Annotated in this window: 26 protein-coding genes; 20 read left to right on the top strand and 6 right to left on the bottom strand. The window is 74.5% G+C overall.

The window, feature by feature from the left end; translation table 11 throughout:
* Positions 1–7 precede the first annotated feature (7 nt).
* The 6 genes from pgsB (at position 8) to ABTX81_RS34520 (ending at position 6542) form a co-directional block, all read left to right on the top strand.
* A complete protein-coding gene (pgsB, locus tag ABTX81_RS34545; RefSeq protein WP_350553926.1) occupies positions 8–1381 on the top strand; it encodes a poly-gamma-glutamate synthase PgsB in 1374 nt (457 codons plus the stop codon).
* On the top strand, positions 1378–1860 hold the full coding sequence (locus ABTX81_RS34540; protein ID WP_350553924.1) for a poly-gamma-glutamate biosynthesis protein PgsC/CapC: 483 nt from the start codon (positions 1378–1380) through the stop codon (positions 1858–1860). The genes pgsB and ABTX81_RS34540 overlap by 4 nt, the downstream gene beginning before the upstream one ends.
* A 47-nt stretch (positions 1861–1907) precedes the next feature.
* Positions 1908–2996: an NlpC/P60 family protein gene (locus ABTX81_RS34535; protein WP_350553922.1), complete on the top strand. Its 1089-nt coding sequence runs from the start codon at positions 1908–1910 to the stop codon at positions 2994–2996.
* 111 nt (positions 2997–3107) lie between these two features.
* Entirely contained in the window at positions 3108–3929 is an 822-nt protein-coding gene (locus tag ABTX81_RS34530; protein WP_350553920.1) for a purine-nucleoside phosphorylase, read from the top strand.
* A gap of 275 nt (positions 3930–4204) precedes the next feature.
* Complete coding sequence (locus tag ABTX81_RS34525; RefSeq protein WP_350553918.1) at positions 4205–5929, top strand: phospho-sugar mutase; 1725 nt, start codon at positions 4205–4207, stop codon at positions 5927–5929.
* Between the two features lie 112 nt (positions 5930–6041).
* Positions 6042–6542 (top strand): hypothetical protein, encoded by a 501-nt coding sequence (locus ABTX81_RS34520; RefSeq protein ID WP_350553917.1) that lies wholly within the window; start codon positions 6042–6044, stop codon positions 6540–6542.
* A 35-nt stretch (positions 6543–6577) separates the two neighbouring features.
* On the opposite strand, the gene ABTX81_RS34515 is transcribed toward ABTX81_RS34520, so the two are convergent.
* On the bottom strand, positions 6578–7264 hold the full coding sequence (locus ABTX81_RS34515) for a PH domain-containing protein (RefSeq protein WP_350553915.1): 687 nt from the start codon (positions 7262–7264) through the stop codon (positions 6578–6580).
* Between the two features lie 145 nt (positions 7265–7409).
* On the opposite strand from ABTX81_RS34515, the gene deoC reads away from it, so the two are divergent.
* The 5 genes from deoC to ABTX81_RS34490 all read left to right on the top strand — a co-directional run bounded on the left by deoC (position 7410) and on the right by ABTX81_RS34490 (position 12141).
* Entirely contained in the window at positions 7410–8396 is a 987-nt protein-coding gene (deoC, locus tag ABTX81_RS34510) for a deoxyribose-phosphate aldolase (protein WP_350553913.1), read from the top strand.
* Positions 8397–8401: 5 nt separating this feature from the next.
* Positions 8402–9901 (top strand): aldehyde dehydrogenase family protein, encoded by a 1500-nt coding sequence (locus tag ABTX81_RS34505; protein WP_350553911.1) that lies wholly within the window; start codon positions 8402–8404, stop codon positions 9899–9901.
* Positions 9894–10796 carry an aldehyde dehydrogenase family protein gene (locus ABTX81_RS34500; protein WP_350553909.1) on the top strand — a complete coding sequence of 301 codons (903 nt, stop codon included), beginning with the start codon at positions 9894–9896 and terminating at the stop codon, positions 10794–10796. Before ABTX81_RS34505 ends, ABTX81_RS34500 begins: the two co-directional genes overlap by 8 nt.
* A 248-nt stretch (positions 10797–11044) precedes the next feature.
* Positions 11045–11446, top strand: coding sequence for a hypothetical protein (locus tag ABTX81_RS34495; protein WP_350553907.1), 402 nt, complete (start codon positions 11045–11047; stop codon positions 11444–11446).
* A 56-nt stretch (positions 11447–11502) separates the two neighbouring features.
* Positions 11503–12141 carry an ATP-binding protein gene (locus ABTX81_RS34490; RefSeq protein WP_350553905.1) on the top strand — a complete coding sequence of 213 codons (639 nt, stop codon included), beginning with the start codon at positions 11503–11505 and terminating at the stop codon, positions 12139–12141.
* Positions 12142–12357: 216 nt separating this feature from the next.
* Here the strand turns inward: ABTX81_RS34490 and ABTX81_RS34485 are convergent, their stop codons facing one another.
* Positions 12358–13320: a SigE family RNA polymerase sigma factor gene (locus ABTX81_RS34485; protein WP_350553903.1), complete on the bottom strand. Its 963-nt coding sequence runs from the start codon at positions 13318–13320 to the stop codon at positions 12358–12360.
* A 271-nt stretch (positions 13321–13591) separates the two neighbouring features.
* Here ABTX81_RS34485 and ABTX81_RS34480 point away from each other — a divergent pair, with 271 nt between their 5' ends.
* From ABTX81_RS34480 to ABTX81_RS34465, 4 genes are all read left to right on the top strand, one after another.
* Positions 13592–14269 (top strand): response regulator, encoded by a 678-nt coding sequence (locus ABTX81_RS34480; RefSeq protein WP_350553901.1) that lies wholly within the window; start codon positions 13592–13594, stop codon positions 14267–14269.
* A gap of 69 nt (positions 14270–14338) precedes the next feature.
* The gene (locus tag ABTX81_RS34475) at positions 14339–15853 is read left to right on the top strand and encodes an ATP-binding protein (RefSeq protein WP_350553899.1); all 1515 of its coding nucleotides are present in this window, start codon (positions 14339–14341) and stop codon (positions 15851–15853) included.
* On the top strand, positions 15850–16266 hold the full coding sequence (locus ABTX81_RS34470) for a hypothetical protein (RefSeq protein WP_350553898.1): 417 nt from the start codon (positions 15850–15852) through the stop codon (positions 16264–16266). Before ABTX81_RS34475 ends, ABTX81_RS34470 begins: the two co-directional genes overlap by 4 nt.
* Before the next feature lie 212 nt (positions 16267–16478).
* Complete coding sequence (locus ABTX81_RS34465) at positions 16479–17039, top strand: VanZ family protein (RefSeq protein WP_350553896.1); 561 nt, start codon at positions 16479–16481, stop codon at positions 17037–17039.
* A 31-nt stretch (positions 17040–17070) separates the two neighbouring features.
* Here ABTX81_RS34465 and ABTX81_RS34460 read toward each other — a convergent pair whose 3' ends face one another.
* The 3 genes from ABTX81_RS34460 to ABTX81_RS34450 all read right to left on the bottom strand — a co-directional run bounded on the left by ABTX81_RS34460 (position 17071) and on the right by ABTX81_RS34450 (position 19873).
* Positions 17071–17412 carry a hypothetical protein gene (locus ABTX81_RS34460; protein ID WP_350553894.1) on the bottom strand — a complete coding sequence of 114 codons (342 nt, stop codon included), beginning with the start codon at positions 17410–17412 and terminating at the stop codon, positions 17071–17073.
* Between the two features lie 6 nt (positions 17413–17418).
* Positions 17419–18063, bottom strand: a complete 645-nt coding sequence (locus tag ABTX81_RS34455; RefSeq protein WP_350553892.1) for a PhzF family phenazine biosynthesis protein — start codon at positions 18061–18063, stop codon at positions 17419–17421.
* A 157-nt stretch (positions 18064–18220) separates the two neighbouring features.
* Entirely contained in the window at positions 18221–19873 is a 1653-nt protein-coding gene (locus ABTX81_RS34450) for a hypothetical protein (RefSeq protein WP_350553890.1), read from the bottom strand.
* A 323-nt stretch (positions 19874–20196) separates the two neighbouring features.
* Between ABTX81_RS34450 and ABTX81_RS34445 the strand changes: the two genes are divergently transcribed.
* Positions 20197–20631, top strand: a complete 435-nt coding sequence (locus tag ABTX81_RS34445; protein WP_350553888.1) for a hypothetical protein — start codon at positions 20197–20199, stop codon at positions 20629–20631.
* An 80-nt stretch (positions 20632–20711) separates the two neighbouring features.
* Here ABTX81_RS34445 and aspS read toward each other — a convergent pair whose 3' ends face one another.
* On the bottom strand, positions 20712–22019 hold the full coding sequence (aspS, locus tag ABTX81_RS34440) for an aspartate--tRNA(Asn) ligase (protein ID WP_350553886.1): 1308 nt from the start codon (positions 22017–22019) through the stop codon (positions 20712–20714).
* Positions 22020–22347: 328 nt separating this feature from the next.
* Here aspS and ABTX81_RS34435 point away from each other — a divergent pair, with 328 nt between their 5' ends.
* From ABTX81_RS34435 to ABTX81_RS34420, 4 genes are all read left to right on the top strand, one after another.
* On the top strand, positions 22348–23235 hold the full coding sequence (locus tag ABTX81_RS34435) for an FAD-dependent oxidoreductase (protein ID WP_350553884.1): 888 nt from the start codon (positions 22348–22350) through the stop codon (positions 23233–23235).
* Between the two features lie 95 nt (positions 23236–23330).
* Positions 23331–23522: a DUF6879 family protein gene (locus ABTX81_RS34430; RefSeq protein ID WP_350553882.1), complete on the top strand. Its 192-nt coding sequence runs from the start codon at positions 23331–23333 to the stop codon at positions 23520–23522.
* Positions 23523–24065, top strand: a complete 543-nt coding sequence (locus ABTX81_RS34425) for a helix-turn-helix domain-containing protein (protein WP_350553880.1) — start codon at positions 23523–23525, stop codon at positions 24063–24065.
* The gene (locus ABTX81_RS34420; RefSeq protein WP_350553878.1) at positions 24044–24508 is read left to right on the top strand and encodes a methyltransferase domain-containing protein; all 465 of its coding nucleotides are present in this window, start codon (positions 24044–24046) and stop codon (positions 24506–24508) included. The genes ABTX81_RS34425 and ABTX81_RS34420 overlap by 22 nt, the downstream gene beginning before the upstream one ends.
* Positions 24509–24610 lie beyond the last annotated feature (102 nt).

Below are 24610 nucleotides of genomic sequence, written 5' to 3'. Positions count from 1 at the left end.
GGGACCCGTGCTCTTCCTCTACTTCGTGCTGCTGGTGTGCTGCGCCGTCCTGCTGGTGGCCGGCATCGTCGAACAGCGCCGGCACTTCGCCGCCCTGGACCAGATCCCCACCCGGGTGCTGGTCAACGGCATCCGCGGCAAGAGCTCGATCACCCGGCTGTGCGCGGGCGCGCTGCGCGGCGGCGGCCTGGTCACCGTCGCCAAGACCACCGGCACCGCCGCCCGGTTCATCCACCCGGACGCCACCGAGGAGCCGGTCTACCGCAAGTTCGGCATCGCCAACGTGGTCGAGCAGATCGGCATCGTCCGGCGCGCCGCCACCTACCGCCCGCACGCGCTGGTGATCGAGTGCATGGCCGTCATGCCGGCGCTCCAGGAGGTCAACCAGACCAAGCTGATCCGCTCCACCATCGGCGTGCTGTGCAACGTCCGCGAGGACCACCTCGCCGAGATGGGCCCCACGCTGGACGACGTCGCCCGCTCGCTGTCGCGCTCGATGCCGGTCGGCGGCGTCTGCGTGACCGCCGAGCGGGAGCGCGCGCACATCCTGCGCGAGGAGGCGGCCAGGCGGGACTGCGAACTGATCGAGGTCGACCCGGAGTCGGTCAGCGACGAGGAGCTGCGCGGCTTCAGCTGGTTCACCTTCAAGGAGAACGTGGCCATCGCGCTGGCCGTCGCCGAACTCCTCGGCGTGGACCGGCAGACGGCGCTGCGCGGCATGTGGGCGGCGCCGCCGGACCCGGGCGTGCTCTCGGTCGAGCGCTACCGGACGCCGGACGGCAAGCGGCTGCGGTTCGCCAACGTCTTCGCCGCCAACGACCCCGAGTCGACGCTGATGAACGTCCGCCAACTGGAGGACCTGGGCGCGATCCACCGCCCGCTGCACGTGGTGGTCAACTGCCGCCCGGACCGGGTCGAGCGCAACGGCCAGATGGGCCAGATCGTGCCGGACCTCGACCCGGACACGGTCTTCCTGATCGGCCACCCCACCAAGAGCGCCCGGGACGCCGTCCCGGCCGGCTGGTCCGGGCGGGTGGTCGACCTCGGCGGCGACCGGCGGGACCCGGCGCGGCTCACCGCCGAGCTGCTGGACGCGCTCGGGCCCGACTCCTCGCTGGTCGCGATCGGCAACATCCACGGGCAGGGCGAACTGTTCCTGGAGGAGCTGGCCCGGCTCGCCCCGGACGACGAACCCGAGGACGGACCGGCGTACGAAGCCGTGTACGAGCCCGTGTACGTCCCCGAACCGCTGCCCGACGCCTGGTACGAGCCGGCCGCCCCCGGCGCCGCGTACCGGCCGTACGACTCCTACAGCCCGTACGACTCCTACGGCCCGTACGACCCGCACCCCCACCACCGCCACGACGGAGACCAGCCGTGATCCCCACCGAGCTCACCCCCGAGATCGCCGCCATCGGCATCGCGCTCGGACTGGTCTTCTCGCTGGTCTGCTACCTGACCACCAACCTCTCCCCCGGCGGCATGATCACCCCCGGCTGGCTGGCCCTCACCCTGGTCGAGGACCTCCAGCGGGTCGCCATCGTGGTCGGCGTCACCGTGCTCACCTACCTGGCCACCCGGGTGGTGCAGAAGCTGGTGATCCTCTACGGCAAGCGGCTGTTCGCCACCGTGGTGCTGATCGGCGTGCTGCTCCAGGCCACCGTGATGCTGGTCCTCCAGCGCGAGCTGCCCACCCTGTACGCCAACCAGACGCTGGGCTTCATCGTGCCGGGTCTGATCGCCTACCAGCTGGTCCGCCAGCCCCGGGCGGCCACCCTGACGGCGACCACGACCGTCACCCTCGCCAATTACGTGGTGCTCACCGCCGGCGTGCTGCTCGGCGCCCTGCCCGGTACCTGATCCCGGCACCCGAACCCCGGCACCCGATCCCCGGAGCGCGAACCGCCATGCCCGTCACCCGGAAGTCCCTGCTCAGCGGGGGCCTCGCCGCCGTCCTGCTGGCCACCAGCGGCTACCTCACCGTCCAGCTGCGCGAGCGCGACCCTCGGCCCGTCCCGGCCGGCGGCACCGCACCGCTGCTCACCGCCCCCGCCGCGCCCGCCGCCGTGGGCACCGCCGCGGCGGCGGCCGGACCGCGCTACGAGCGACTCGCCGGCCCCGACCGCACGGTGGTGCGCGACGCGCGCGGCGGCGTCCTCGCCACCCTGACCGACGGCGCCCGCACCGCCGTGCTGACCGGCCCCAGCCGCACCTTCACCGAGCCGGGCACCACCAGCGCCGTGCTGACCGGCGACAGCTGGGTGCGGCTGATGCCGCAGCCCTGGAAGGCCGGGGCCCAGGACGAGGCCTGGTTCCGCACCTGGTTCGGCCGCTACCTCGGCTCCACCGAGGACGACGTGCTCGCCGTGGCCACCCAGTACCTGGCGGGCGCCCCGGAGGGCAGGGACGGCAAGGGCGTCCGGGTCAGGGGCGACGCCTCGTTCGGCCCGCTCAACCCGGACGGCTCGAGCGGCAATGACCTGCGCCTGGAGCAGACCGACTTCCTCGACTACCTCGGGGTGCCGTACACCTTCGCCGACAAGGTCACCAAGCGCCCGGACCGGACCCGCTACGGCGCCTTCGACTGCTCCGGCTTCGTACGGATGGTGTACGGCTACCGGTCCGGCTACCCGCTGCTGTCCAAGGACGCGCCCGGCCCCGGCCTGCCCCGCACCGCCAACGGCCTGGCCCGCACCGGGCCGGGCGTACCGGTGCTGCCGCTGGCCACCGCGCCCGGTTCGGACACCACCGTGCGGCCCGCCTCGACCGACCCGCTGCTCCCCGGCGACCTGGTCTTCTTCGAGATCGACGCCCGCACCGGCGCCCGGCTCGACCACACCGGCATCTACCTGGGCCTGGACACCGACGGCCACCCCCGCTACATCTCCAGCCGCGAGGAGGCGGACGGCCCGACCTTCGGCGACAAGGGCGGCACCGCCCGGCTGGACGACAACGGGCTGTACGCCAAGGGCCTGCGCAGCGCCAAGCGGCTCTGACCGGACGCGCCGACGGGCGGAACTGCGGGTTCGGGCCATCCGGGTAACGATCCGGCACGTCGTACCAGGATTTTCTACGCGCGTAGCCGTTTCCCGTCTATCCTCGGACACGTGAACGCATCTCCTCAGTCGGTCGTCTCCGCCGACCCCTACGCCGCCGCCCAGGCCGCCGCCGAGCGCCTGCGCGAGCTGACCGGTGCCGAGCGCCACGACGTCGCCCTGGTGATGGGCTCCGGCTGGGTGCCGGCCGCCGACGCCCTGGGCGAGACCGTGGCGGAGTTCCCGGTCACCGAACTGCCGGGCTTCCCCGCCCCCGCCGTGGCCGGCCACGCCGGCACGATCCGCTCGGTGAAGATCGGCGAGAAGCGCGCCCTGATCTTCCTCGGCCGCAACCACTACTACGAGGGCCACGGCGTCGCCACCGTCGTCCACGGTGTGCGCACCGCCGCCGCGGCCGGCTGCGGGATCATCGTGCTGACCAACGGCTGCGGCGGCCTGCGCCCGACCTGGGTGCCCGGGCAGCCGGTCCTGATCAGCGACCACATCAACCTGACCGCGGACTCCCCGATCGTCGGCGCGAACTTCGTGGACCTCACCGACCTCTACTCCAAGCGGCTGCGCGAGCTGTGCCGCGAGGTCGACCCGACCCTGGACGAGGCCGTCTACGTCCAGTTCCGCGGCCCGCACTACGAGACCCCGGCCGAGGTCAACATGGCCCGGGTGATCGGCGGCGAGCTGGTCGGCATGTCCACCACCCTGGAGGCCATCGCGGCCCGCGAGGCCGGCGCCGAGGTGCTGGGCATCTCCCTGGTCACCAACCTGGCCGCCGGCATGACCGGCGAGCCGCTCAACCACGCCGAGGTGCTGGAGGCCGGCAAGGCCTCCGCCGAGCGCATGGGCGCGCTGCTGGCCGAGGTCCTGGAGCGGATCTGACGCCGGCGCGGGTGCGGACGGCATGAGCGACGGGGCCCCGGGCGGGTGTGATCCGGTGATCACACCCGCCCGCGGGCCCCGTCCGCGTCCACCGGCCCGACACGCCCCGCCCGGCCGGACGCCGCGCCGCGCCGCCGGCGCGCCGTAGGTTTCGTCCCGACCCGACCGTCCCGACCACCCCCGCGCGCCCGTCTCCCCCGGCCCGTCCCACCGGGCCAGGGCCGGGGCACCCTCCCCGGCCGACCACCGACGCACTTCCCGATGGAGCTGCAGCCATGACGCAGGCAACCACCACCGACCTCCTCGCCCGGGCCCGCACCTGGCTCGCCGAGGACCCGGACCCGCAGACCCGCGAGGAGCTCGCCGCGCTGCTCGCCGCCGCCGAGGCCCCCGAGGCCGACGCCACGGCCAAGCTCGCCTGGGCCGACCTGGCCGACCGCTTCGCCGGCCGCCTGCAGTTCGGCACCGCCGGCCTGCGCGGCGAACTCGGTGCCGGGCCGATGCGGATGAACCGCGCCGTGGTGATCCGGGCCGCCGCCGGCCTGGTCTCCTACGTCAGGCAGCAGGGCCTCGGCGACCTCGTGGTCATCGGGTACGACGCCCGTCACAAGTCCTACGACTTCGCCCGCGACACCGCCGCCGTGGTGGTCGGCGCCGGCCTGCGCGCCGCGCTGTTCCCGCGCCCGCTGCCGACCCCGGTGCTCGCCTTCGCCGTCCGCCACCTCGGCGCGGCCGCCGGTGTGACCGTCACCGCCAGCCACAACCCGCCGCAGGACAACGGCTACAAGGTCTACCTGGGCGACGGCTCGCAGATCGTCCCTCCGGCCGACGCCGGCATCGCCGCCGAGATCGACGCGATCGGCTCGCTCCACGAGGTCCCGCTCGCCACGAGCGGCTGGGAGACCGTGGACGAGTCGGTGGTCGAGGCCTACCTGGACCGCGCCGCGTCCATCGTCGACCCGCACAGCGCCCGCGACCTCGCCGTCGTCTACACCCCGATGCACGGCGTCGGCCGCGACACCTTCCTCGCCGCCCTGGACCGGGCCGGCTTCCCCGCGCCGACCGTGGTCGCCGAGCAGGCCGAGCCGGACCCGGACTTCCCGACCGTCGCCTTCCCCAACCCGGAGGAGCCGGGGGCGATGGACCTCGCCTTCCGCACCGCCGCCTCGGTCGGCCCGGACATCGTCATCGCCAACGACCCGGACGCCGACCGCTGCGCGGTGGCCGTCCCCGCCAACGGCGACGCCGCCGGCGGCGGGCAGGGCGCGAACGGCTGGCGGATGCTGCGCGGCGACGAGGTCGGCGCGCTGCTCGGCGCCGCGCTGGTCGCCAAGAAGGCCGCCGGCACCTTCGCCACCACCATCGTCTCCTCCACCCTGCTCGGCCGGATCGCCGAGGCCGCCGGGCTCGGCTACGCGCAGACCCTCACCGGCTTCAAGTGGATCTCCCGCGCCGAGGGCCTGCGCTACGGCTACGAGGAGGCGCTCGGCTACTGCGTCGACCCGCAGGGCGTGCGCGACAAGGACGGCATCACCGCCGCCCTGCTGGTCGCCGAGCTGGCCGCCACCCTCAAGCGCTCCGGCCGCACCCTGACCGACCTGCTCGACGACCTGGCGCTGGAGCACGGCCTGCACGCCACCGACCAGCTCTCCGTCCGGGTCGAGGACCTCTCGCTGATCGCCGACGCCATGCGCACCCTGCGCGAGCAGCCGCCCACCGCGCTGGCCGGCCTCACCGTGACCCGCGCCGACGACCTCACCGCCGGCTCCGCCGACCTGCCGCCCACCGACGGCCTGCGCTACTACCTGGCCGGCGACGCCGTCCGCTCGGCCCGTATCGTGGTCCGCCCCTCCGGCACCGAGCCCAAGCTCAAGTGCTACCTGGAGGTCGTCCTCCCGGTCGGCACCGCCGCCGGCCTCGCCGACGCCCGCACCCGCGCCGCCGACCTGCTCGCGGCGATCAAGCACGACCTGGCCGCGGCCGCCGGCATCACCGCCTGACGGTTCCCCTGCTTCGGCGATCGAGCGTCTCCCGGCCGGCCCGGGAGGCGCTCGATCCGTCCGTGGCGAGCGCCCGCCGCGCCTACAGTGGCCGGTGAAGGGGGGAGCCGGGATGAACGGAGCGCGGCCCACGGCCCGACGGCTGACGGGTGGCCTGCCGGCACTGTGCGCGGTCCTCACCGCGGTGGCGGTCGGCTGGACGGTGGACCGGGGCGCGCGGATGACCGGCCTGCGCGAGACCGACACCGACCGCGCCGAGCGGCCGGCCGGCCTCCACCACCGCCGGCACCCCGGCAAGGGCCGGTACTACGTGCCCGAGGCGGCCGTCCTGACCGGTCCGCGCGGCGGACCCCGCGTGGCCTACCTCCACTACCGGATCGTCGGCGGACCGGACAGCAACCTCGACGACTTCGTCCGCGTCTACGACCTGCCGGACCCCGGCGCCCCCGCGCCGCTGCCGCCGGACCTGGTGGAGGCACTGCCGGGCGAGGAGCCGACGCCGGGCGCACCGCTGCCCGAGCCCCCGGGCGGGCGGGAGCGGCAGATCTTCGCCCTGGACGCGACCACCGGCCACCCCGGCGCCGCCGACGTCTACGTCCGCGCCGCCGGCTGACCACCGGGGCCGGCCGGCGGGTCGGACACGCCTGGCTAGGAGGCGATGACGGCGATCAGCGCCACCAGGCCCGCCAGGGTCGGGGCGATGATCCACCAGCACCAGCGGACCTCGATCGGGCCGGCCGCCTCGGGGCGGGAGGCGTTGCGCTCGGCCATCTCCTGGAGGATGCCGACCACCTGGTCGGACCAGGCCCTGGTGGGGTCCGCCGAGCCCTGCACACCGGGGCCGGCCGGAGCGTTGCCCTGGCCGAACATCAGGCCCAGCCGGGAGGTGTGCTGCGGCCGGCCGGCGCGGTCCTGGGCACGGGCCGCGCGCTTGCGCTGGCGCAGCGACACCGGCACCGCCCACACCTGGAACTTCCTGCCCTCGGCGAGCAACTCCACCGAGTACCCGGCCCGCAGCGCGTCGACGGCGGCCCAGGGGGCGGTGATGGTGCGCAGCGGGTTCCGCACCACCAGGCGCCGCTCGTTGGCGCGCACGGCGGGACGCAGGGTGTAGGCGATCACGGGGAGGGCGAAGACCGGGACGGCGGCCAGCGACACCCACGGCGTCTTGCCGGTGCCGTTGAGCGCCGCGTCCCCGATCAGCCAGGCCGCGACGGCCAGCAACAGCACCCCGGAGATGACGCCGGGAACGGAGCGGTACACGCGGTCGGCGTACACGGGCTCCCCATCGGAGCCGGCCGGGCCCTGGTGGGGCCGGCCGTCGGAATCGGTCATGCCGACGATTCTGCCCCATGCCCCCCGGGATCCACAGGGGTGGCGATCACGGGGGCGGCGATCACACCTCCAGGTCTCGGTCCGGCATCGATGCGGTGCCGCTCTAGCGGTTGACTACGCGCGTAGATATGCTGGTGTGGTGACTATGTCCACTCTTGCAGCCAACGCCCAAGGCGTCGCGGGCAGCGGTCTCCAGGACGTCGCGGCGTCCGAGGCCTCGCTCCGCCGCTTCCTGCACGGCCTGCCCGGTGTCGACCAGGTCGGCCTGGAGGCGCGTGCCGCCACGCTCGGTACCCGCTCGATCAAGACCACGGCCAAGGCGTACGCCATCGACCTGGCCATCTCGATGATCGACCTGACCACGCTGGAGGGCGCGGACACGGTCGGCAAGGTGCGCGCGCTGTGCACCAAGGGCAGGACCCCCGATCCGACCGACCCGACCACCCCCCGCGTCGCCGCGATCTGTGTCTACCCGGACATGGTCGCCACCGCGAAGGCGGCGCTGCGGGGCACCGGCATCCAGGTCGCCTCCGTCGCCACCGCCTTCCCGGCCGGCCGCGCCGCGCTGCCGGTCAAGCTCGCCGACACCGCCGACGCGGTCGCCGCCGGCGCCGACGAGATCGACATGGTCATCGACCGGGGGGCCTTCCTCTCCGGCCGCTACCTGGACGTCTTCAACGAGATCGTCGCCGTCAAGGAGGCCTGCCGCCGCCCCGACGGCAGCTACGCCCACCTCAAGGTGATCTTCGAGACCGGCGAGCTGCAGACGTACGACAACGTGCGCCGGGTCTCCTGGCTGGCGATGCTGGCCGGCGCCGACTTCATCAAGACCTCCACCGGCAAGGTCGCCGTCAACGCGACCCCGCCGGTCACCCTGCTGATGCTGGAGGCGGTCCGCGACTTCCGCGCGGCCACCGGCGTCCAGGTCGGCGTGAAGCCCGCCGGCGGGATCCGCACCACCAAGGACGCGATGAAGTACCTGGTGATGGTCAACGAGACCCTCGGCGACGACTGGCTGAGCCCGCACTGGTTCCGCTTCGGCGCCTCCAGCCTGCTCAACGACCTGCTGATGCAGCGCCAGAAGCTGACCACCGGACGGTACTCCGGCCCCGACTACGTGACGGTGGACTGATCACCATGGCCAAGAAGAAGAACACCGAGGAGCCCGTGGCCCAGAAGCCGGCGGGCGGCCTCTTCGCGTACGCCCCGGCGCCCGAGTCGCCCGCCGCGGCCGGCGACATCGCCAGCTCCTACGGCCACTTCATCGGCGGTGAGTTCGTCGACTCCTCGGGCAGCGAGGCGCTGAAGACGGTCAACCCGGCCACCGAGCAGGTGCTCGCCGAGTTCGCCCAGGGCACCGAGGAGGACGTCGACCGCGCCGTCGCCGCCGCCCGCAAGGCCTTCGCCGACTGGTCGGCGCTGCCCGGCAGCGAGCGCGCCAAGTACCTGTTCCGGATCGCCCGGATCATCCAGGAGCGCAGCCGCGAGCTGGCGGTGCTGGAGTCGATCGACAACGGCAAGCCGATCCGCGAGACCCGCGACGTCGACCTGCCGCTGGTCGCCGCGCACTTCTTCTACTACGCGGGCTGGGCCGACAAGCTGGACTACGCCGGCTTCGGCCCGAACCCGAAGCCGCTGGGCGTGGCCGGCCAGGTCATCCCGTGGAACTTCCCGCTGCTGATGCTGGCGTGGAAGATCGCCCCGGCGCTGGCCACCGGCAACACGGTGGTGCTGAAGCCGGCCGAGACCACCCCGCTGACCGCGCTGCGCTTCGCCGAGATCTGCCGCCAGGCCGGTCTGCCGAAGGGCGTCGTCAACATCGTCACCGGCGACGGCCGCACCGGTGCCGCGCTCACCGCGCACCCGGACGTCAACAAGGTCGCCTTCACCGGCTCCACCCCGGTCGGCCGGGCGATCGCCAAGCAGGTGGCCGGCACCCGCAAGAAGCTGTCGCTGGAGCTGGGCGGCAAGGCCGCCAACATCGTCTTCGACGACGCGCCGATCGACCAGGCCGTCGAGGGCATCGTCGACGGCATCTTCTTCAACCAGGGCCACGTCTGCTGCGCGGGTTCGCGCCTGCTGGTCCAGGAGTCCGTCCAGGACGAGCTGCTGGCGGCGCTGAAGCGCCGGATGGGCACCCTGCGGGTCGGCGACCCGCTGGACAAGAACACCGACATCGGCGCGATCAACTCCGCCGAGCAGCTGGCCCGGATCACCGCGCTGACCGACGCCGGCGAGGCCGAGGGCGCCGAGCGCTGGTCGCCCGCCTGCGAGCTGCCGGGCACCGGCTTCTGGTTCCGGCCGACCGTCTTCACCGGCGTCAGCCAGGCCCACCGGATCGCCCAGGAGGAGATCTTCGGCCCGGTGCTGTCGGTGCTGACCTTCCGCACCCCCGCCGAGGCGGTCGAGAAGGCCAACAACACCCCCTACGGCCTCTCCGCCGGCATCTGGACGGAGAAGGGCTCGCGCATCCTCTGGATGGCCAACAGGCTCAAGGCCGGCGTGGTCTGGGCCAACACCTTCAACAAGTTCGACCCGACCTCGCCGTTCGGCGGTTACAAGGAGTCGGGCTACGGCCGCGAGGGTGGCCGGCACGGTCTGGAGCCCTACCTGAATGTCGAGGCCCGTGATGTCTGATGTCGTGAGCCGTCTTGATGTCCTCAAGACCTACAAGCTGTACGTCGGCGGGAAGTTCCCGCGCTCCGAGAGCGGGCGGGTGTACGAGGTGACGGACGCGAAGGGCGAGTGGCTGGCCAACGCCCCGCTCGGGACCCGCAAGGACGCCCGCGACGCGGTCGTGGCCGCCCGCGCGGCGGTCAAGGGCTGGGCCGGCACCACCGCGTACAACCGCGGCCAGGTGCTGTACCGGGTCGCCGAGATGCTGCAGGGCCGGCGCGAGCAGTTCGCCGCCGAGGTGGCGCTCTCCGAGGGCGTCGGCCCGAAGAAGGCCGCCGCCCTGGTGGACGCGGCGATCGACCGCTGGGTCTGGTACGCCGGCTGGACCGACAAGGTGGCCCAGATCGCGGGCGGCGCCAACCCGGTCGCCGGCCCGTACTTCAACCTCTCCACCCCGGAGCCGACCGGCGTGGTCGGGATCGTCGCCCCGCAGGCCGGGTACGGGCACTCGCTGCTCGGCCTGGTGTCGGTGATCGCCCCGGCCATCGCCACCGGCAACACCGTGGTGGTGGCGGCCGCGGCCGACGCGCCGCTGCCGGCGCTGTCGCTGGGCGAGGTGCTGGCCACCTCGGACGTCCCGGGCGGCGTGGTCAACCTGCTGTCCGGCCGGACCGCCGACATCGCGCCGACCCTGGCCTCGCACCAGGACGTCAACGCCGTGGACCTCACCGGCGCGATCGCCGCCGACGGTCCCGGCGCGGCGGGCGCGCTGGAGACGCTCGCCGCGGATACCCTGAAGAGGGTGATCCGCCCGGAGCTGGACCCGTTCGCCCAGGACTGGACCAATGCTCCCGGAACGGACCGGCTACTCTCGTTCCTGGAGACCAAGACGGTTTGGCACCCGATGGGTATCTGACCACTGGGTTTCCCGTGGCGGCCACGCTCCGTGGCCGCGAGTTGACGGACAACTCCACAGACTGGCCGTCCCCCGTGCCCTCTCCCCCCCAGGGCCCGGACGGTCACAGGACGGACCCGCGCCTCTCCCCCCCTGGCGCGGGTCCGTCGACTTTCGTCGCCGCGACCGCCCGCCTTTCGGCGCTGCCGCCGGCCTCCGCCGCCCGGCCAGACTGGCCGGACACCGCGCACCGAGGGGGGACGACGTCCATGGGAGAGCTGGCCGGCGAGCTGATGGCACTGTTCGCGGACGGGTTCTGGCGCACCCTGCGACTGGCCCGCGCCCGGCGCCGGCTGGCCGCCGGGCGGCCGGTGCGGATCCCCTGCTCGGCGCGCGCCGCCGGGCCCGGCCCGCGCGGCGACTACGTCGGCGGGCGGCTGTGGCTCGCCCCCGGCGCCCCGGCCGCCGCCTTCACCGCGCGCGGTCGCGCCCGGCTCGAACTGGCCGCGGGCGGCACCTTCCACGACCCCGAGCCGGACACCTGGTACGACCAGGACTGGGCCGCCACCGCCTACCTGGCACCCGGCACCGAGCACGCCGTCCACCTCCAGGTCGACAGCCGCTGCCTGCCGCTGCTGCACGCCGTGCTGAGCGGCCCCAGGACGCCGTAGAACGTGCGATCCGGCCGGTTTCGGCATCGGGCCCCGATGCGTCAGACTGGTGTCCCGTGAGTGACTCCCCGCTGAACCCTGTGCCGATAGCCCGCGCCCGGGTGGTCCTGCTCTCCGGGCCCTCCGGATCGGGGAAGTCCTCGCTCGCCGAGCGCAGCGGCCTGCCGGTGCTCCAGCTCGACGACTTCTACAAGGACGGCGACGACCCGAGCCTGCCGCTGCTGCCGGACGGCTCGGTGGACTGGGACTCGCCGCTGGCCTGGCACCGCGAGCAGGCCGTCGCGGCCATCCGCGCCCTGTGCGCCACCGGCCGGACCGAGGTGCCGGTGTACTCGATCCCGGACAACGGCCGGGTCTCCACCCGGGCGCTGGAACTCGGCGGGGCCGGCGCGTTCATCGCCGAGGGCATCTTCGCCGCCGAGATCACCGCCGACTGCGCCGCCGAGGAACTGCTCGGCGACGCCCTGTGCCTGCGCAACGGCGCGCTGACGACCGCCTGGTGGCGGCTGCGCCGGGACGTCCGCGAGGGCCGCAAGTCGCTGCCGGTGCTGCTGCGGCGCGGCTGGCGGCTGATGCGGGCCGAGCGCGGCATCGTCGGCCGGCAGGTCGCGCTGGGCGCGTACCCGTGCTCGGGGCCGGAGGCCGTGCGGCGGATCCGCGCGGCGGCCGCGGCCGGGGAGCTGTCCACCGTCTGACCGGACGCGCGCGAGAACGCGGAACGGCGGGCCGGTGCGTCTCCCCCGCACCGGCCCGCCGCCTTCCCCGGACGTCCGCGGCTCCCCTCCCGGTGCCGCCGCTCCCCCGAGCCGGCGCCACCCGTGACCGCGTCCGTCCTGCTACCCGTCCCCCGACGGGAGCCCCGTCCGGCCCCACCCCCACGGCGGACCGGAACGTCTTCATCGTGTCGCGGGCTACGCGACCAGCTCGCCGAACGCCCGCAGGGTGTCGCCCGAGGTGTTCAGCTGCTCGTCGTCGCGCAGCCGGCGCAGCGCGCGCCAGATGCTGCTCTTGACGGTGCCGACGCTGATGCCGAGCACGTCGGCGATCTCCGGGTCGGTCTTGCCCTCGTAGTAGCGCAGCACCAGCATGGTGCGCTGGTTCTCCGGCAGCTTGGCCAGCGCCTGCCAGAGCACGGCGCGCAGCTCGGTGCCGCCCATCGCGTCGGTGTCGCCGACCGTCTCCGGCAGCTCCTCGGTCGGGTACTCGTTGACCTTGCGGCGCCGCCAGGCGGAGATGTGCAGGTTGGTCATGGTGCGGCGGAGGTAACCCCCGACCGCGGCCTTGTCGGTGATCCGGCCCCAGGCGCGGTAGGTGCTGAAGAGCGCGCTCTGCAGCAGGTCCTCGGCCTCGTAGCGGTCGCCGGTCAGGTGGTAGGCGGTGGCGTACAGGGAGGCGCGGCGCTCGCGCACGTACGCGGTGAACTCCGTGATGTGGTCCTCGGCGGCCGCGGGCCGCTCCGGCTCCGTGGCGGGCGCCGCCGCGGGGCTCAGCCGCAGCAGCGTCGCACCGGCGGCCTCGCGGCCGGCCGACTCCCCCGAGTCGGCCTTCCGCAGGCCGGTCCCCCCGATGCCCCGGTTCCCCCCCAGGGCGTCCTTGCCCTCGACGCGGACGGGGAGGATACCCCGCAGCGTCAAGGTACTGGCGGAGTCGGCCGCGTTCCCCCGGCGGCCGATCCCGTACAGCTCCCCCGTCCTGCCGCCGCCGCTCACCCGGCGGGCGACAGTGTTTCCACCGGTGCTGTGCGCGCACCCCCGTGCGATCACGGCACCGGAGGTCTCCTCGGTCCCGGCCGCCGGCCGGGTCCTGAACGCGGTGGCCGATGAACGCGCGGTGCGGACAGCCGGGTTGGTCCGGGTCTGAAGCGTGGCGTTCATCGTGCGCCCCCTTGGTCGGTTCGAGCGGTTCCGTTGCCGCCGCCTCGGCGGGCCGATTGGCCCGCTGTGCTGCGGCGACATCGAAAATCCTGCCCGCCGGTTGTGATGGCGCTGTCCGTCGACTGTCACAGGGCTGTCACAGGGCCGGGTCTTTCGTCCCGTTCACCCTTCCCCGGTTGACGGACGCCGGTCACGGGCGTTCCGGTTCCCGCGCGGGCCCGGGCGGGCGGTGGGGGGTGATTACCCGCTCCGGGTGAGCCAGAATGAGGCCGTGCCTTTCCTCCTTCTGATCGAGGACGACGACGCCATCCGCACCGGCCTCGAACTCGCCCTCACCCGCCAGGGCCACCGTGTGGCCACCGCCGCCTCCGGCGAGGACGGTCTGAGGCTCTTCAAGGAGCAGCGGCCCGACCTCATCGTGCTGGACGTGATGCTGCCCGGCATCGACGGCTTCGAGGTGTGCCGCCGCATCCGCCGCACCGACCAGCTGCCGATCATCCTGCTGACCGCCCGCTCCGACGACATCGACGTGGTGGTGGGCCTGGAGTCGGGCGCGGACGACTACGTCGTCAAGCCGGTGCAGCCGCGGGTGCTGGACGCCCGGATCCGGGCCGTGCTGCGGCGCGGGGAGCGGGAGAGCTCGGACTCCTCGGTCTACGGCAGCGTGGTGATCGACCGGGCGGCGATGACGGTCACCAAGGACGGCGCCGACCTCCAGCTGACCCCGACCGAGCTGCGGCTGCTGCTGGAGCTCAGCCGGCGGCCCGGGCAGGCGCTGTCGCGCCAGCAGTTGCTGCGGCTGGTCTGGGAGCACGACTACCTGGGCGACTCCCGGCTGGTGGACGCCTGCGTCCAGCGGCTGCGGGCCAAGGTCGAGGACGTGCCCTCGGCGCCGACGCTGATCCGCACGGTGCGCGGCGTCGGCTACCGGCTGGACCCCCCGGCGTGACCGCCGTCCCCCGTCCGGCGCCGGCGATATCCCGCCGCGCGCGCTGACCTTCCGCAACGACAGGCTCCCGTGACCAACCATCAGACGACGGCCCGGTTCTCCTCCGGCCCGTGGCGACGGCTGCGCTCGCTGCGCGTACGGCTGATCGCGGTGTTCGCCGCGGTCGCGCTGCTCACCGCCGTCTCGGCCTCCGGCATCGCGTACTGGCTGAACCGCGACGCGGTGCTCAAGCGCGCGCAGGACACCGCGCTCAACGACTTCCGGGTCTCGCTCAGCCGCAATGTGTCGGACCTGCCGCTGAGCGCGACCTGCGAGGACCTGAACACGCTGGCGAGCACCGTCGCCAGCTCCGGGCTCAGCTACGACGTGGTGGTGACGGACCCGGCGCTGCCGGACTGCATCGCCTCCTCCAGTCCCGCGCAGTACACGCTCGCCAACGTGCCGACCCCGCTGCAGACCGCGGTCGGCAAGCCGCGCGAGGTCACCGAGTCCAACCCGTACACCTACCACCTGTACTGGCAGCGGCAGAACCTGGACGGCCGGCCGTTCGTGATCGGCGGCACCAAGGTGGTGCCGACCGGCCCGACCGCGTACATGTTCAAGTCGCTGGAGAACGAGCGGGCCGACCTGAACACGCTCGGCTGGTCGCTGGCGATCGCCACGCTGCTGGCGCTGATCGGCTCGGCGCTGCTGGCGCAGGCGGCCTCGGCGACGGTGCTGCGGCCGGTGCGGCGGCTCGGCGACGCGGCGCGCCGGCTCGGCGAGGGGCACCTTGACACCCGGCTCGAGGTCGAGGGCTCGGACGAACTCGCCGATCTGGCGCGGACCTTCAACCGGACCGCGGAGTCGCTGCACGAGCAGGTCGAGGAGCTGAGCGCGCGCGAGGCGCAGAGCCGGCGGTTCGTCGCCGACATGTCGCACGAGCTGCGCACCCCGCTGACCGCGATGACCGCCGTGACCGACATCCTGGAGGACGAGGCGGAGTCGCTGGACCCGATGATCGAGCCGGCGGTGCGGCTGGTGGTCAGCGAGACCCGCCGGCTGTCCGACCTGGTGGAGAACCTGATGGAGGTGACCCGCTTCGACGCCGGCACGGCCAAGCTGGTCGCCGACGAGGTGGACATCGCGGACCTGATCATGTCCTGCATCGACGGCCGGGCCTGGTACGACGCGGTCGAGGTGGACGCGCCGCGCGGGGTGCGGGCGGTGGTCGACCCGCGCCGGCTGGACGTCGTCTTCGCCAACCTCATCGGCAACGCGCTCAAGCACGGCGGCTCGCCGGTGCGGGTGCGGGTGCGCGAGGAGGGGGACAGCGTGGTCGTCGAGGTGTCGGACAGCGGTCCGGGCATCCCCGAGGACGTGCTGCCGCACGTCTTCGACCGGTTCTACAAGGCCGACAAGGGGCGGGCGCGCTCGGAGGGCAGCGGCCTCGGCCTGTCCATCGCGATGGCCAACGCGCAGATCCACGGGGGGACCATCACCGCCGCGAACGGCGAGGCCGGCGCGGTGTTCACGCTGACCCTGCCGCGGACGCCACCGCCTCCGCCGCCGGCCGACACCGCCTCCGAGGAGCATGCCCAGTGAGCCGAGTCCGCCCGAACCGTACCGGTGGCCGGCGCCCGTGGGCGGCCGCCGCGCTGCTGGGGCTGGCCGCGCTGGCGGCCGGCTGCGGCATCCGGCCGACCGCCGTCCCGGTGGACGCGGGCGCGCCGGCCAGCCGGACCGCCTGCCCGACGGTGGCGCGGATACCCACCGCACCGGGCATGCCCTCCCCGGCCGCCGGCACGGGCGCGGGCGCGGCCCCGCAGTCCCCGGCGCACGCCGCCGCCGCGCGCGCCGGCTCGGCGTCCGCGCCGGCGGCGGCGTCGCCGTCGGTGTCACCGGTGCCGCCGTCCGCGTCGCCGTCGCCCGTCGTGGTGTCGCCGACGCCGCCGGCGGACAACGTGTTCGGCGCGCTGCCGTCGCCGACCGCCTCCAGCACGGCGCCCTGCCGGTAGGGCGGTCTCCGCCGCCGCGCGGGAGCCGCCGGGTTCACCGGGCGGCTCCCGCGCGCTCCTCGCCTCCTCGCCTTCGCGCCTTCTCGCCTTCTCGCCGGACACCCGGCGCGCGGCGCGAAGTTCACACCGGGCATGGAACCGTCACGCCGCCGGTGCACGTCCTACCCCCCGTGCAGCGAGATGGCACCAGGCCACGCGAGGAGCGGGCCGGCGTGCGGACCGAGACCGGACGGGCGACGGCCGTCCAGCGTTCCCAGCGTCCACTCCGGGTGGTGGGCCTGCTCGGGCTCACCCTCCATCTGCTGCTGGTGGGTTGGTTGGTGCTGAGACCACTGCCGGTGGCCTGGGTCTACGACGCCAACCTGACGCCACTGGCCTCGCTCCGCTCCTCCAGCGCGGGCCAGGTGCTCGGCGAAGTACTGCTGCTCACCCCGCTCGGCATCTTCCTCCCGCTCGCCGGCGGCCGCCTGACCACCCGGTGGCTCCCGTCCTTCCTGCGCACCACCGGCGCCTCGGCCCTGCTGGCCACCGCGCTGGAGTTCCTCTCCTCCTGGGCCCCGGGCCATGTGCTCAACGTGGACCACATCCTGCTCGCCGTCGTCGGCGTCGCGGCCACCCACCTCGCGCTGGTCCCCGCCGGCCGCACCTTCCTCCTGCGCCGCGCCACCGCACCCCGGCCGCCTGCGGCCGGTGCAGCGCCGGCAGCGGCTCCGGCGGCCGCCGCGCCCAAGTCCGCCGTCTTCGCCGAACCGGTCTCCTCGCACGGGCGTTGAGCGCGTCCCCGACGACCGGCCGGAAGCCGATCTACGGGTACCACACCATGGACGGCGGCTGATCGCCGCTCGCCGGACAGTAGGGCCAGCCGGCCTCGGCACACGGTGCGGCGTCGATCCATGCGCCCTCCTCGGGGACGGAACGGCCGCACGCGCGGCACGACACCGTCACCTCCGCCCCGGCCGCACGCAGCCGGTCCGCCCTCGTGCGGACGTCTTCCAGGCCGTACCCCTGCAGGACGAGCGGGACCGCGTCCAGCAGGCACTCGGCCTGCCAGAGGCTCACCGGCTCGATCATCCGCAGCGCGCGGTAGACGTCGATGCGGCGCTCACCGACGCGGAGCACCGTGGCTTCGAACCCGGGGTCCTCCACGGCCCCTCACCCCGCCCGGCGGACCCGGCCGCCGACCTCGATCAGGCCGTCGGCCGCGATCCCCGTGACGAGCTGCGAGCCGCGCCCCTGGGTGATCGCCAGGCCACGGCCGAGTTCAGCGGTCAGCAGGATCGCCGCCGCGCCGGTGGCCTCGTCCTCGTCGATGCCGTCGTCCCGGCCGGGGAAGGCCCGGACGCGGACGGTGCCCGCCGGCTCGTCCTGCCAGGCCCAGGCATAGATCCACTCCCCCGGCGGCGGCACCGCCAGGCCGTCCACCTCGGCCGGCGTCGGGTGACGGCGCAGTGTGCGCGGCGGGGCCCAGGCGGCGGGCGCCGCGATCCGGGTGAACGCCCCGTCGCGCCGGACACCGACCACGCCGGCCGGGGTGACCAGCCGGTCCACGCCGAGCAGCCAGGCGGCGCCGACGCACGGGTGGCCGGCGAAGGGCAGGCGCAGACCGGGGGTGTAGATGTCGATGACGCCGCGCTCCGGGTCGTCGACGAACACCGTCTCGCTGAAGCCGAGTTCCCGGGCGATCGCCTGCCGCTCGCGCTCACCGGGAACGGCGGCACCGTCCCGGACGACGCCCAGCGCGTTGCCGTGCCTGCCGCCCGGACCGCAGAAGACGCGCAGCACCTCGTGGTCGGTCATCCGTCACTCGCCCTCCGCCTGCTGACCCCGCCACCGCGACCGCGCCACGGGGCACACCCCGCCGCGGTCCCGGGCCCGGCCTCCAAGATGCCTGGGCCCCGAGCCCGGACGGGTCTCCTGCCACCGACGCGCCCCGGCCGCAGCACCGCGGGGTCGTTCAGACCTGGCCCGCGACCCCGTCGGGGCCAGCTACCGGGCCTCGGGGCGGCATCGGGGCGGGGTTCGGGGCCGGGCGCGGGCCGGGGGGCCTCGCCGTCGGGGCGCCGGCGGGCCGGGGTGGGCGGGTGGCCAGGGCCGGGCGGGTCTTCTGGCGGCGGTGGGCCACCACCAGTGTGCCGATGCCCATCGCGATCGAGGTGGCTCCGGTGATCGCCATCGGGGTGTTGGTCGAGGAGCCGCCGGTGGAGGCGAGGTCGACCGGCGGCGCCGGAGCCGCCACGGTCACGGTGACGGCCGGTGCCGGGGCGGCGGCGGGCTCGCCCGTCGGCGTCGGGATGGTCTGCGCCGCCGGGACGGCCGCCACCGTGCCGGAGGCCTCCGGCGTCGGGGTGACCGCCGCGAGGCCGACCGCCGGACCGCCATTGCCGGACGCGCTCGGCGCGCCGGCCGACGGCTCGGCCGTGGCGGCCTGGGCGCCGCCGTCCGCGGCGGGCGTGCTCGGGGCGGCGGTCGGCGTGGCCGGTGCGGCGGCGGCCACGGTGACGTCGACCGACGAACTCGCGGCCGGCACCCCGGCGCCGCCCCCGCCGAGGGGCAGGCTGCTGCCGGCGAACTGCACCGACACGACGCCCGCCGCGACGTCCGGGCCGAACGCCAGCCGCACGTTGAGCGTCCGGGACTCGCCGTCGCGCAGCCGGACCTGGGAGGCGTCCTTGTCCGGCGCGCGCAGCACGAGGGTGAGCGTCCCGGGTGCGGTCCGGCCGTCGTCGGCGGTGGCCGCCAGCCACTGGCCGTCGGGGGTCTGGAAGTCCAGCCCGGCGGCCGCGGCGGCGGGCAGGGCCGCGCCCCGGAGGGTGAGTTCGGGCAGGAAGGCGACGTCCCTGCCGCTGCGGTTGGTGAGCGTCAGCCGGAACGGCCTGGCCTCGCCGCCGGCGGTGAAGGAGGCGGGCACCGCGTCCAGGCCGAGGTACGGCACGCCGGGCGCGGGGGCGGGCGTCGGCGCGACGGTCGGACCGGCCGCGACGAGGGTGAACTCCTGGTGCGGGGTGTTCGCCTCGGAGATCCGGCTCTCCGGCGGCAGGGTCGGGTCGGAGACCACCGCCCGGAAGCCGGCGGTGGCCCGGCCGGCGGGCGCGTCGGCGGAGACGGCGAGCCGCAGCCGGTACGTCACGGAGGCGCCGGCGGGCAGGCTCAGCCGGGTGGCGAAGGTGTCGAGGTTCCAGGTGGCGCCGGCCGTGGCACCCGGGCTGAGCGCGGCGGGCTTCCAGGCGCCGCCGCCGGGGGCCTGGTAGTCCAGCTTGAGCTGGGTCTCGCGGACACCGGAGTCGGCGTTGGCGACGGTGAAGCCGGTGGTGACGTCGACCGCGTGGTCGGCGGAGTTGCGCAGGGTGGCGGTGAACTCGGCGGCCAGGCCGCTGGCGGTGAGGGCGGCGGGGAAGCCGGCGAGGGTGGCCGTCACCGGGCCGCGCTGGTCCTGGGGGGCGCCGCCGGGCCCCGGGGTGCCCTGGCCCTGGGCCTGCCGCACCGTCCCGGTGGCTCCGCCGGCGCGCGGCAGCGCGGCCGCGCCCGGGGCGGCCGCGGTCAGGGCCACGCCCGAGACCAGGGTGGCGGCGGCGGCGAGGGCGAGGGATCTGCGGTGCTGAGTACGCAAGGGGGACCTCACGGAAGGAAGGCGGGCGAACCCGGCGAACCCGGCAGCAGGCGGTTCGCCGAGGTGGGGGGCCGCTCCGGGACTCTCACCCGGGTCGCTGCTTCGCCCCCCAACCACCAGCGACGGGCGCATCATATCCGAACGCGCGGACGCTTCCTGAGCGGTTTTCAAGGGGTGAGAAGGAGGTTCGCCGGACGGATTCGGCGATGACACCGTGACGAAATCGTGAGGACGGATGTCGGCGGGCTCCAGTACTGTGCGCACTCGTCCCCGGCAGGCCGCCCCGTGCGCCCGCCCGTCCCCCGGAACAACAGGAACACCTCGTGAATCTCGACTTCGACGTCGAACCGCTCTTCTCCTGGTACGTCGTACTGCTCGCGATCAGCGGCATCGCGCTGCTGGTCATCGGCGCCGTCAACCTCGGTGGGCTGAAGATCGGCTGGCGCATCCTCAACGTGCTGGCCGGTCTGGGCTTCACCGGCTACGCGTACTACCTGGCGTTCGTCTTCGAGGGCGGCGAGTACACGCTGTTCTTCAAGGCGTTCATCCTGCCGGTGGTGCTGATAGCCAACGCGGTGAAGGCCCTGGTCTCGCGCTCCCAGGCGCCGGCCGCGCCGCCGGTCCCGGCCACCCAGTACCCGCAGGGCGGCCAGTACCCGCAGGCGTCGCCGTACCAGCCGCAGGCGGCCCAGGCCCCGCAGGCACCGCAGGCCGCTCCCCAGGCGACCCAGGCCCCGCAGGCGCCGCACCAGGGCTGAGCCCCCGTCCGCCGTCCGCCTCCTGGCGGTGCCCCCGACCGCTCGGTGGGCGCCGCCCGGAGGCGTCCGCGCGCCTCAGCTCACGGCGTCAACCGGTGCACGTCGCGAGGGAAGAGGGCGGTGCGGCGCACGTTCTCCTCCCCCGTCAGCCGCGCCGTCCAGCGCTCCAGGCCGAGCGCGAACCCGCCGTGCGGCGGCATGCCGTGGGCGAAGGCCCGCAGGTACCCCTCGTACGGCCCGGCCGGCTCGCCGCGGGCGGCGAGGGCCGCGAGGTAGTCCTCGTACCGGTGCAGCCGCTGGCCGCCGGTGACCAGTTCCAGTCCGCGGAAGAGCAGGTCGAAGCTGTTGGAGTACTCCGGCCGGCCCGGCTCGGGGTGGGTGTAGAACGGCCGCTTGCACATCGGGTACCCGGTCACGAACAGGAACGGGCTGCCGTGTTCGCGCTGCGCCCACTCGCCGAGCCACCGCTCGTGCGCCGGCGCGAGGTCCGGTTCGTCGGCACCCAGCATCCGCATCGCCTCGGCGAAGTGCAGCCGCGGGATCTCGGCCGGGACGACGGGCGGCTCGACGCCCAGGGTCGCGAGCGCGTCCCCGGCCCGTTCGGCGACCGCCTCGACCATCCCGGCGAGGGCGGCGCGCACCACCGCCATGACGTCCCGGTGGTCGGTGACGAAGCCGAGCTCGGCGTCCAGGCTGGTGTACTGGGCCAGGTGGCGCGCGGTGTCGTGGGGTTCGGCCCGGAACACCGGCCCGGTCTCGTAGACGCGCTCGAAGACCCCGACCATCGCCTGCTTGAAGAACTGCGGCGACTGCGCCAGGTACGCCTCGCGACCGAACCAGTCCAGGGCGAAGACGTTCGCGCCGGACTCGGTCGCCGAGGAGACCACCTTCGGCGTGTGGATCTCGGTGAAGCCGAGGCCGTCGAGCGCCGCCCGGAAGCCGTGCACGGAGGCCGCCGAGACCCGGTGCAGCGCCGCCAGCCGGGGGTGGCGCAGGGTGACGGGCGCGCCGTCGAGGACGACCGGCAGCGAGGCGGGGACGGCCGGGCGGAAGAGGTCGAACGGCGGGGCCGCGGCGGGGCGGGAGAGCACCTCCACGGCCGGGCCGGTCAGCTCGACGCCGCCGGGCGCCTGGGGGTTGGCCGTGACGGTGCCCCGCACGCGCAGCACCGTCTCCTCGGGCAGGTCGGCCGTCCCGGCGGGGGCCACCACCTGGGCGAGGCCCGAGCGGTCGCGCAGGACGAGGAAGGTCACGGACTTGAGCGCGCGGCGGCGGTGCAGCCAGCCGGCGAGTTCGACGGTTCCGCCGACATGGCCGGGCAGTTCGGCGGCCAGCACGCGGGCGGTGCGGGTGGTTTGGGTGGCTTGGGTGCTGCTCGGGTGGATCATCGCGGCCCTCCGGGGGGCGTCGTGGTGATCCCTTGGGAGTGCGGGCGAGAAGGGGACTCGCGGTGCCACCGCACTTTCGCCGCCGTCGCCGTGGCGGGCGGCGGCCTCGTTCGGCCCGGTGACGGGGGCCGGCCGGCGGGGCATTTCCTCCCCGCACTCGGGAGTGTCTTCCCTCCCGGACGCGAGGCCGCCTTCACAGCAGCCGGCGGCTCTCTCGGCTCGCGGGGCCTGGAGGTACTCGTCTCCTTCGACGTGTTGCGCCGAGGCTAGGACGCCACCGCCCGCACCGGCAACCGGAATTCCGCCCGGCGGCCGCTACGCTGCCGGGATGACCCCACCGTCCACCGCACCGTACGACCTGGTCATCATCGGCGGCGGCCCGGCCGGCTGCGCGGCGGCCGTGATGGCCGCGAGCGTCGGACTGCGCTCGGCGCTCGTCGAGCGGCGCGAACCGGGCGCCACCCTGCGACGCGTCCCGGCGGTGACCAACGTCCTCGGCTTCGCCACCGGCACCGCCTTCGCCGACGCCCTCGCGGCGGACGTACGGCGGGTCGCCGACTCCTGCGACGTCCTGCTCGGCACACCGGCGACGGACCTGCACGCCGACGACGAGGGCGTCACCGTCCGCCTCGCCTCGGGGGCCGCCGTCCGCGGCCGCTACGCGATCGCCGCCACCGGCGTCCGGGCGGCCCTCCCGGACGAGGCCGGCTGGCTCACCTCCGCCGTGGACGTCCCGCCGCCGCTCTGGGAGGCCGACGCCGCCCGCCTGACCGGCCGCCGCACCCTCGTCCTCGGCGCCGACCGCCCGCTCGGCACCCTGCTGCGCGCCCACCCGGACACCCCGCTCGACCTGGTCGTCCCCCACCCGCCCGCGGACGCCTACAAGGCCGACGAGGTCCGCGCCGACCCGCGCGTCACCCTCCTCCAGCTCGACACCCTCGCCCTCCACCCCACCCCCGAAGGCCGCATCTCCGCAGGAGAGTCGGGCACCTTCGCCCCCGACGCCGCCTTCCTCAACCTCGGCGTCCGCCCGGCCGCCCTCCCCGGCGACCTCACCCGCACCCCCGACGGCTACTGCCCGCCCGACCGCCAGCACCCCCGCATCCTCACGGCCGGAGACCTCCGCTCCCCCCGCGCCCAACGCATCATGACCGCCACCGGCTCCGGCGCCGAAGCCGCCCTCCACGCCTACTACGCGCTCCGCCTGAGTAGTTGACGGTGGAGCAGGAAGTCGGCGGATCCGACTTCCTGCTCCACCGGCCCGGCACTCTCAAGATCTTTAGGCGAGAACGGGAATAGCCGCCCATTCGGATGTCGGGCCTGCCCGACCAGGACTTCTGGCTGTTCGACGACCGCCGTGTGGTGCTGATGAACTACCGCCCCGACGGCACCCAGATCAACCGCCGGGTCCACGACGGCGATCCCGCCCCGTACGCAGCCTGGAAGGGACTGGCGATCGCCGAGTCCGTTCCCTTCGCGGAGTACCTGAAGGATCATGGGTGAGTGACCTTCGTCCCCGAGCAGCTTGATCGGTCGAAGGGTGACCTCGCCCGGCTGCTCCGCGACCTCCGGAAGCGGGCCGGTCTCAGCGGAGACCGGCTCGCCCGGCGTTGCGGCCTCTCCCAGAGCACCATCAGCAAGATCGAGACCGGGCGGAAGACGCCACGCCTCACCGAGGTCGAGTCCATTCTGCGCGCGCTCGGAGTTCCTGCCGAACCGGCCGAGGACATCATGTCCCTCGCCAGAATCGCGAACACCGAGTGGCAGGGAGTCCGCGCGTCCTTGCGGCGCGGACTGGTGAAACGGCAGACGGAACTGGCCGCACTGGAAGCATCGGCGTCCGAGTTCCGCTATTTCCTGCCCGCCATGCTGACGGGGCTGCTCGCCACTCCCGCGTACGTCCGGGCAAGTCTCGCGCACTCCCCTGGCGATGTCGCGCCGGTCAGTCCCCGAAGGAGTCGGACGGCCAGTGGACGCGTCCGGTCCCGCCGCCGGGACCGGACGAGGAGAAGAAGTAGGCACTCGTGGAGAGCTACGGAAAGGTGATCGCCGGGCTGGAGCCGGCGTGGCGGGGCGCGTTCGAGCGCACCCCGCGTCACGCCTTCGTGCCGGACACCGTCTGGCTGCCCGACAACGGCGAGTCGTCCGGCTACCGGCGGGTCGACCGGCACCGGGAGCCGGAGGCCTGGTGGGGCGCGGTGAACGCCGACGACTCCGTGGTCACGCAGTTCGACGACGGGGCGAGCGGCGGCCCCGGAGTGCCGACCTCCTCGGGCTCCATGCCGTCCCTGGTGGCCACCATGCTGCGGGAACTGGCCGTCGAGGACGGGCAGGCCGTGCTCGACGTGGGCACCGGAACCGGATGGACGAGCGCCCTGCTCGCCGCCCGCCTCGGCGGCGAGCAGGTCACCACGATCGAGGTCGGTCCGACTCTGGCCGGAGGGCGGGCAGCGCGCCTGGCTGGACGGGCCCGAGCGCGTGGTCGGTGACGTCAGGGTGATCGGTGTGGTGGCCGGGCGCGGACGACCCCCGGGTGGCCGAGATCCGCTCGGTGCTGGAGTCGGCCCGCAAACCGCGGCTCAAGGACCTGC

Origin of the sequence: Kitasatospora sp. NPDC097605 (assembly GCF_040302725.1) — a bacterium.
Lineage (GTDB): Bacteria > Actinomycetota > Actinomycetes > Streptomycetales > Streptomycetaceae > Kitasatospora.
This window is presented reverse-complemented; position numbering and strand designations above follow the sequence as displayed.

Excerpts from the sequence above, each read along its gene's own strand:
- ABTX81_RS34535 (WP_350553922.1), top strand. The coding sequence starts at position 1,908 with ATGCCCGTCACCCGGAAGTCCCTGCTCAGCGGGGGCCTCGCCGCCGTC.
- ABTX81_RS34525 (WP_350553918.1), top strand. The coding sequence starts at position 4,205 with ATGACGCAGGCAACCACCACCGACCTCCTCGCCCGGGCCCGCACCTGG.
- ABTX81_RS34520 (WP_350553917.1), top strand. The coding sequence starts at position 6,042 with ATGAACGGAGCGCGGCCCACGGCCCGACGGCTGACGGGTGGCCTGCCG.
- ABTX81_RS34515 (WP_350553915.1), bottom strand. The coding sequence starts at position 7,264 with ATGACCGATTCCGACGGCCGGCCCCACCAGGGCCCGGCCGGCTCCGAT.
- deoC (WP_350553913.1), top strand. The coding sequence starts at position 7,410 with ATGTCCACTCTTGCAGCCAACGCCCAAGGCGTCGCGGGCAGCGGTCTC.
- ABTX81_RS34505 (WP_350553911.1), top strand. The coding sequence starts at position 8,402 with ATGGCCAAGAAGAAGAACACCGAGGAGCCCGTGGCCCAGAAGCCGGCG.
- ABTX81_RS34500 (WP_350553909.1), top strand. The coding sequence starts at position 9,894 with ATGTCTGATGTCGTGAGCCGTCTTGATGTCCTCAAGACCTACAAGCTG.
- ABTX81_RS34495 (WP_350553907.1), top strand. The coding sequence starts at position 11,045 with ATGGGAGAGCTGGCCGGCGAGCTGATGGCACTGTTCGCGGACGGGTTC.
- ABTX81_RS34485 (WP_350553903.1), bottom strand. The coding sequence starts at position 13,320 with ATGAACGCCACGCTTCAGACCCGGACCAACCCGGCTGTCCGCACCGCG.
- ABTX81_RS34455 (WP_350553892.1), bottom strand. The coding sequence starts at position 18,063 with ATGACCGACCACGAGGTGCTGCGCGTCTTCTGCGGTCCGGGCGGCAGG.
- aspS (WP_350553886.1), bottom strand. The coding sequence starts at position 22,019 with ATGATCCACCCGAGCAGCACCCAAGCCACCCAAACCACCCGCACCGCC.
- ABTX81_RS34435 (WP_350553884.1), top strand. The coding sequence starts at position 22,348 with ATGACCCCACCGTCCACCGCACCGTACGACCTGGTCATCATCGGCGGC.
- ABTX81_RS34430 (WP_350553882.1), top strand. The coding sequence starts at position 23,331 with ATGTCGGGCCTGCCCGACCAGGACTTCTGGCTGTTCGACGACCGCCGT.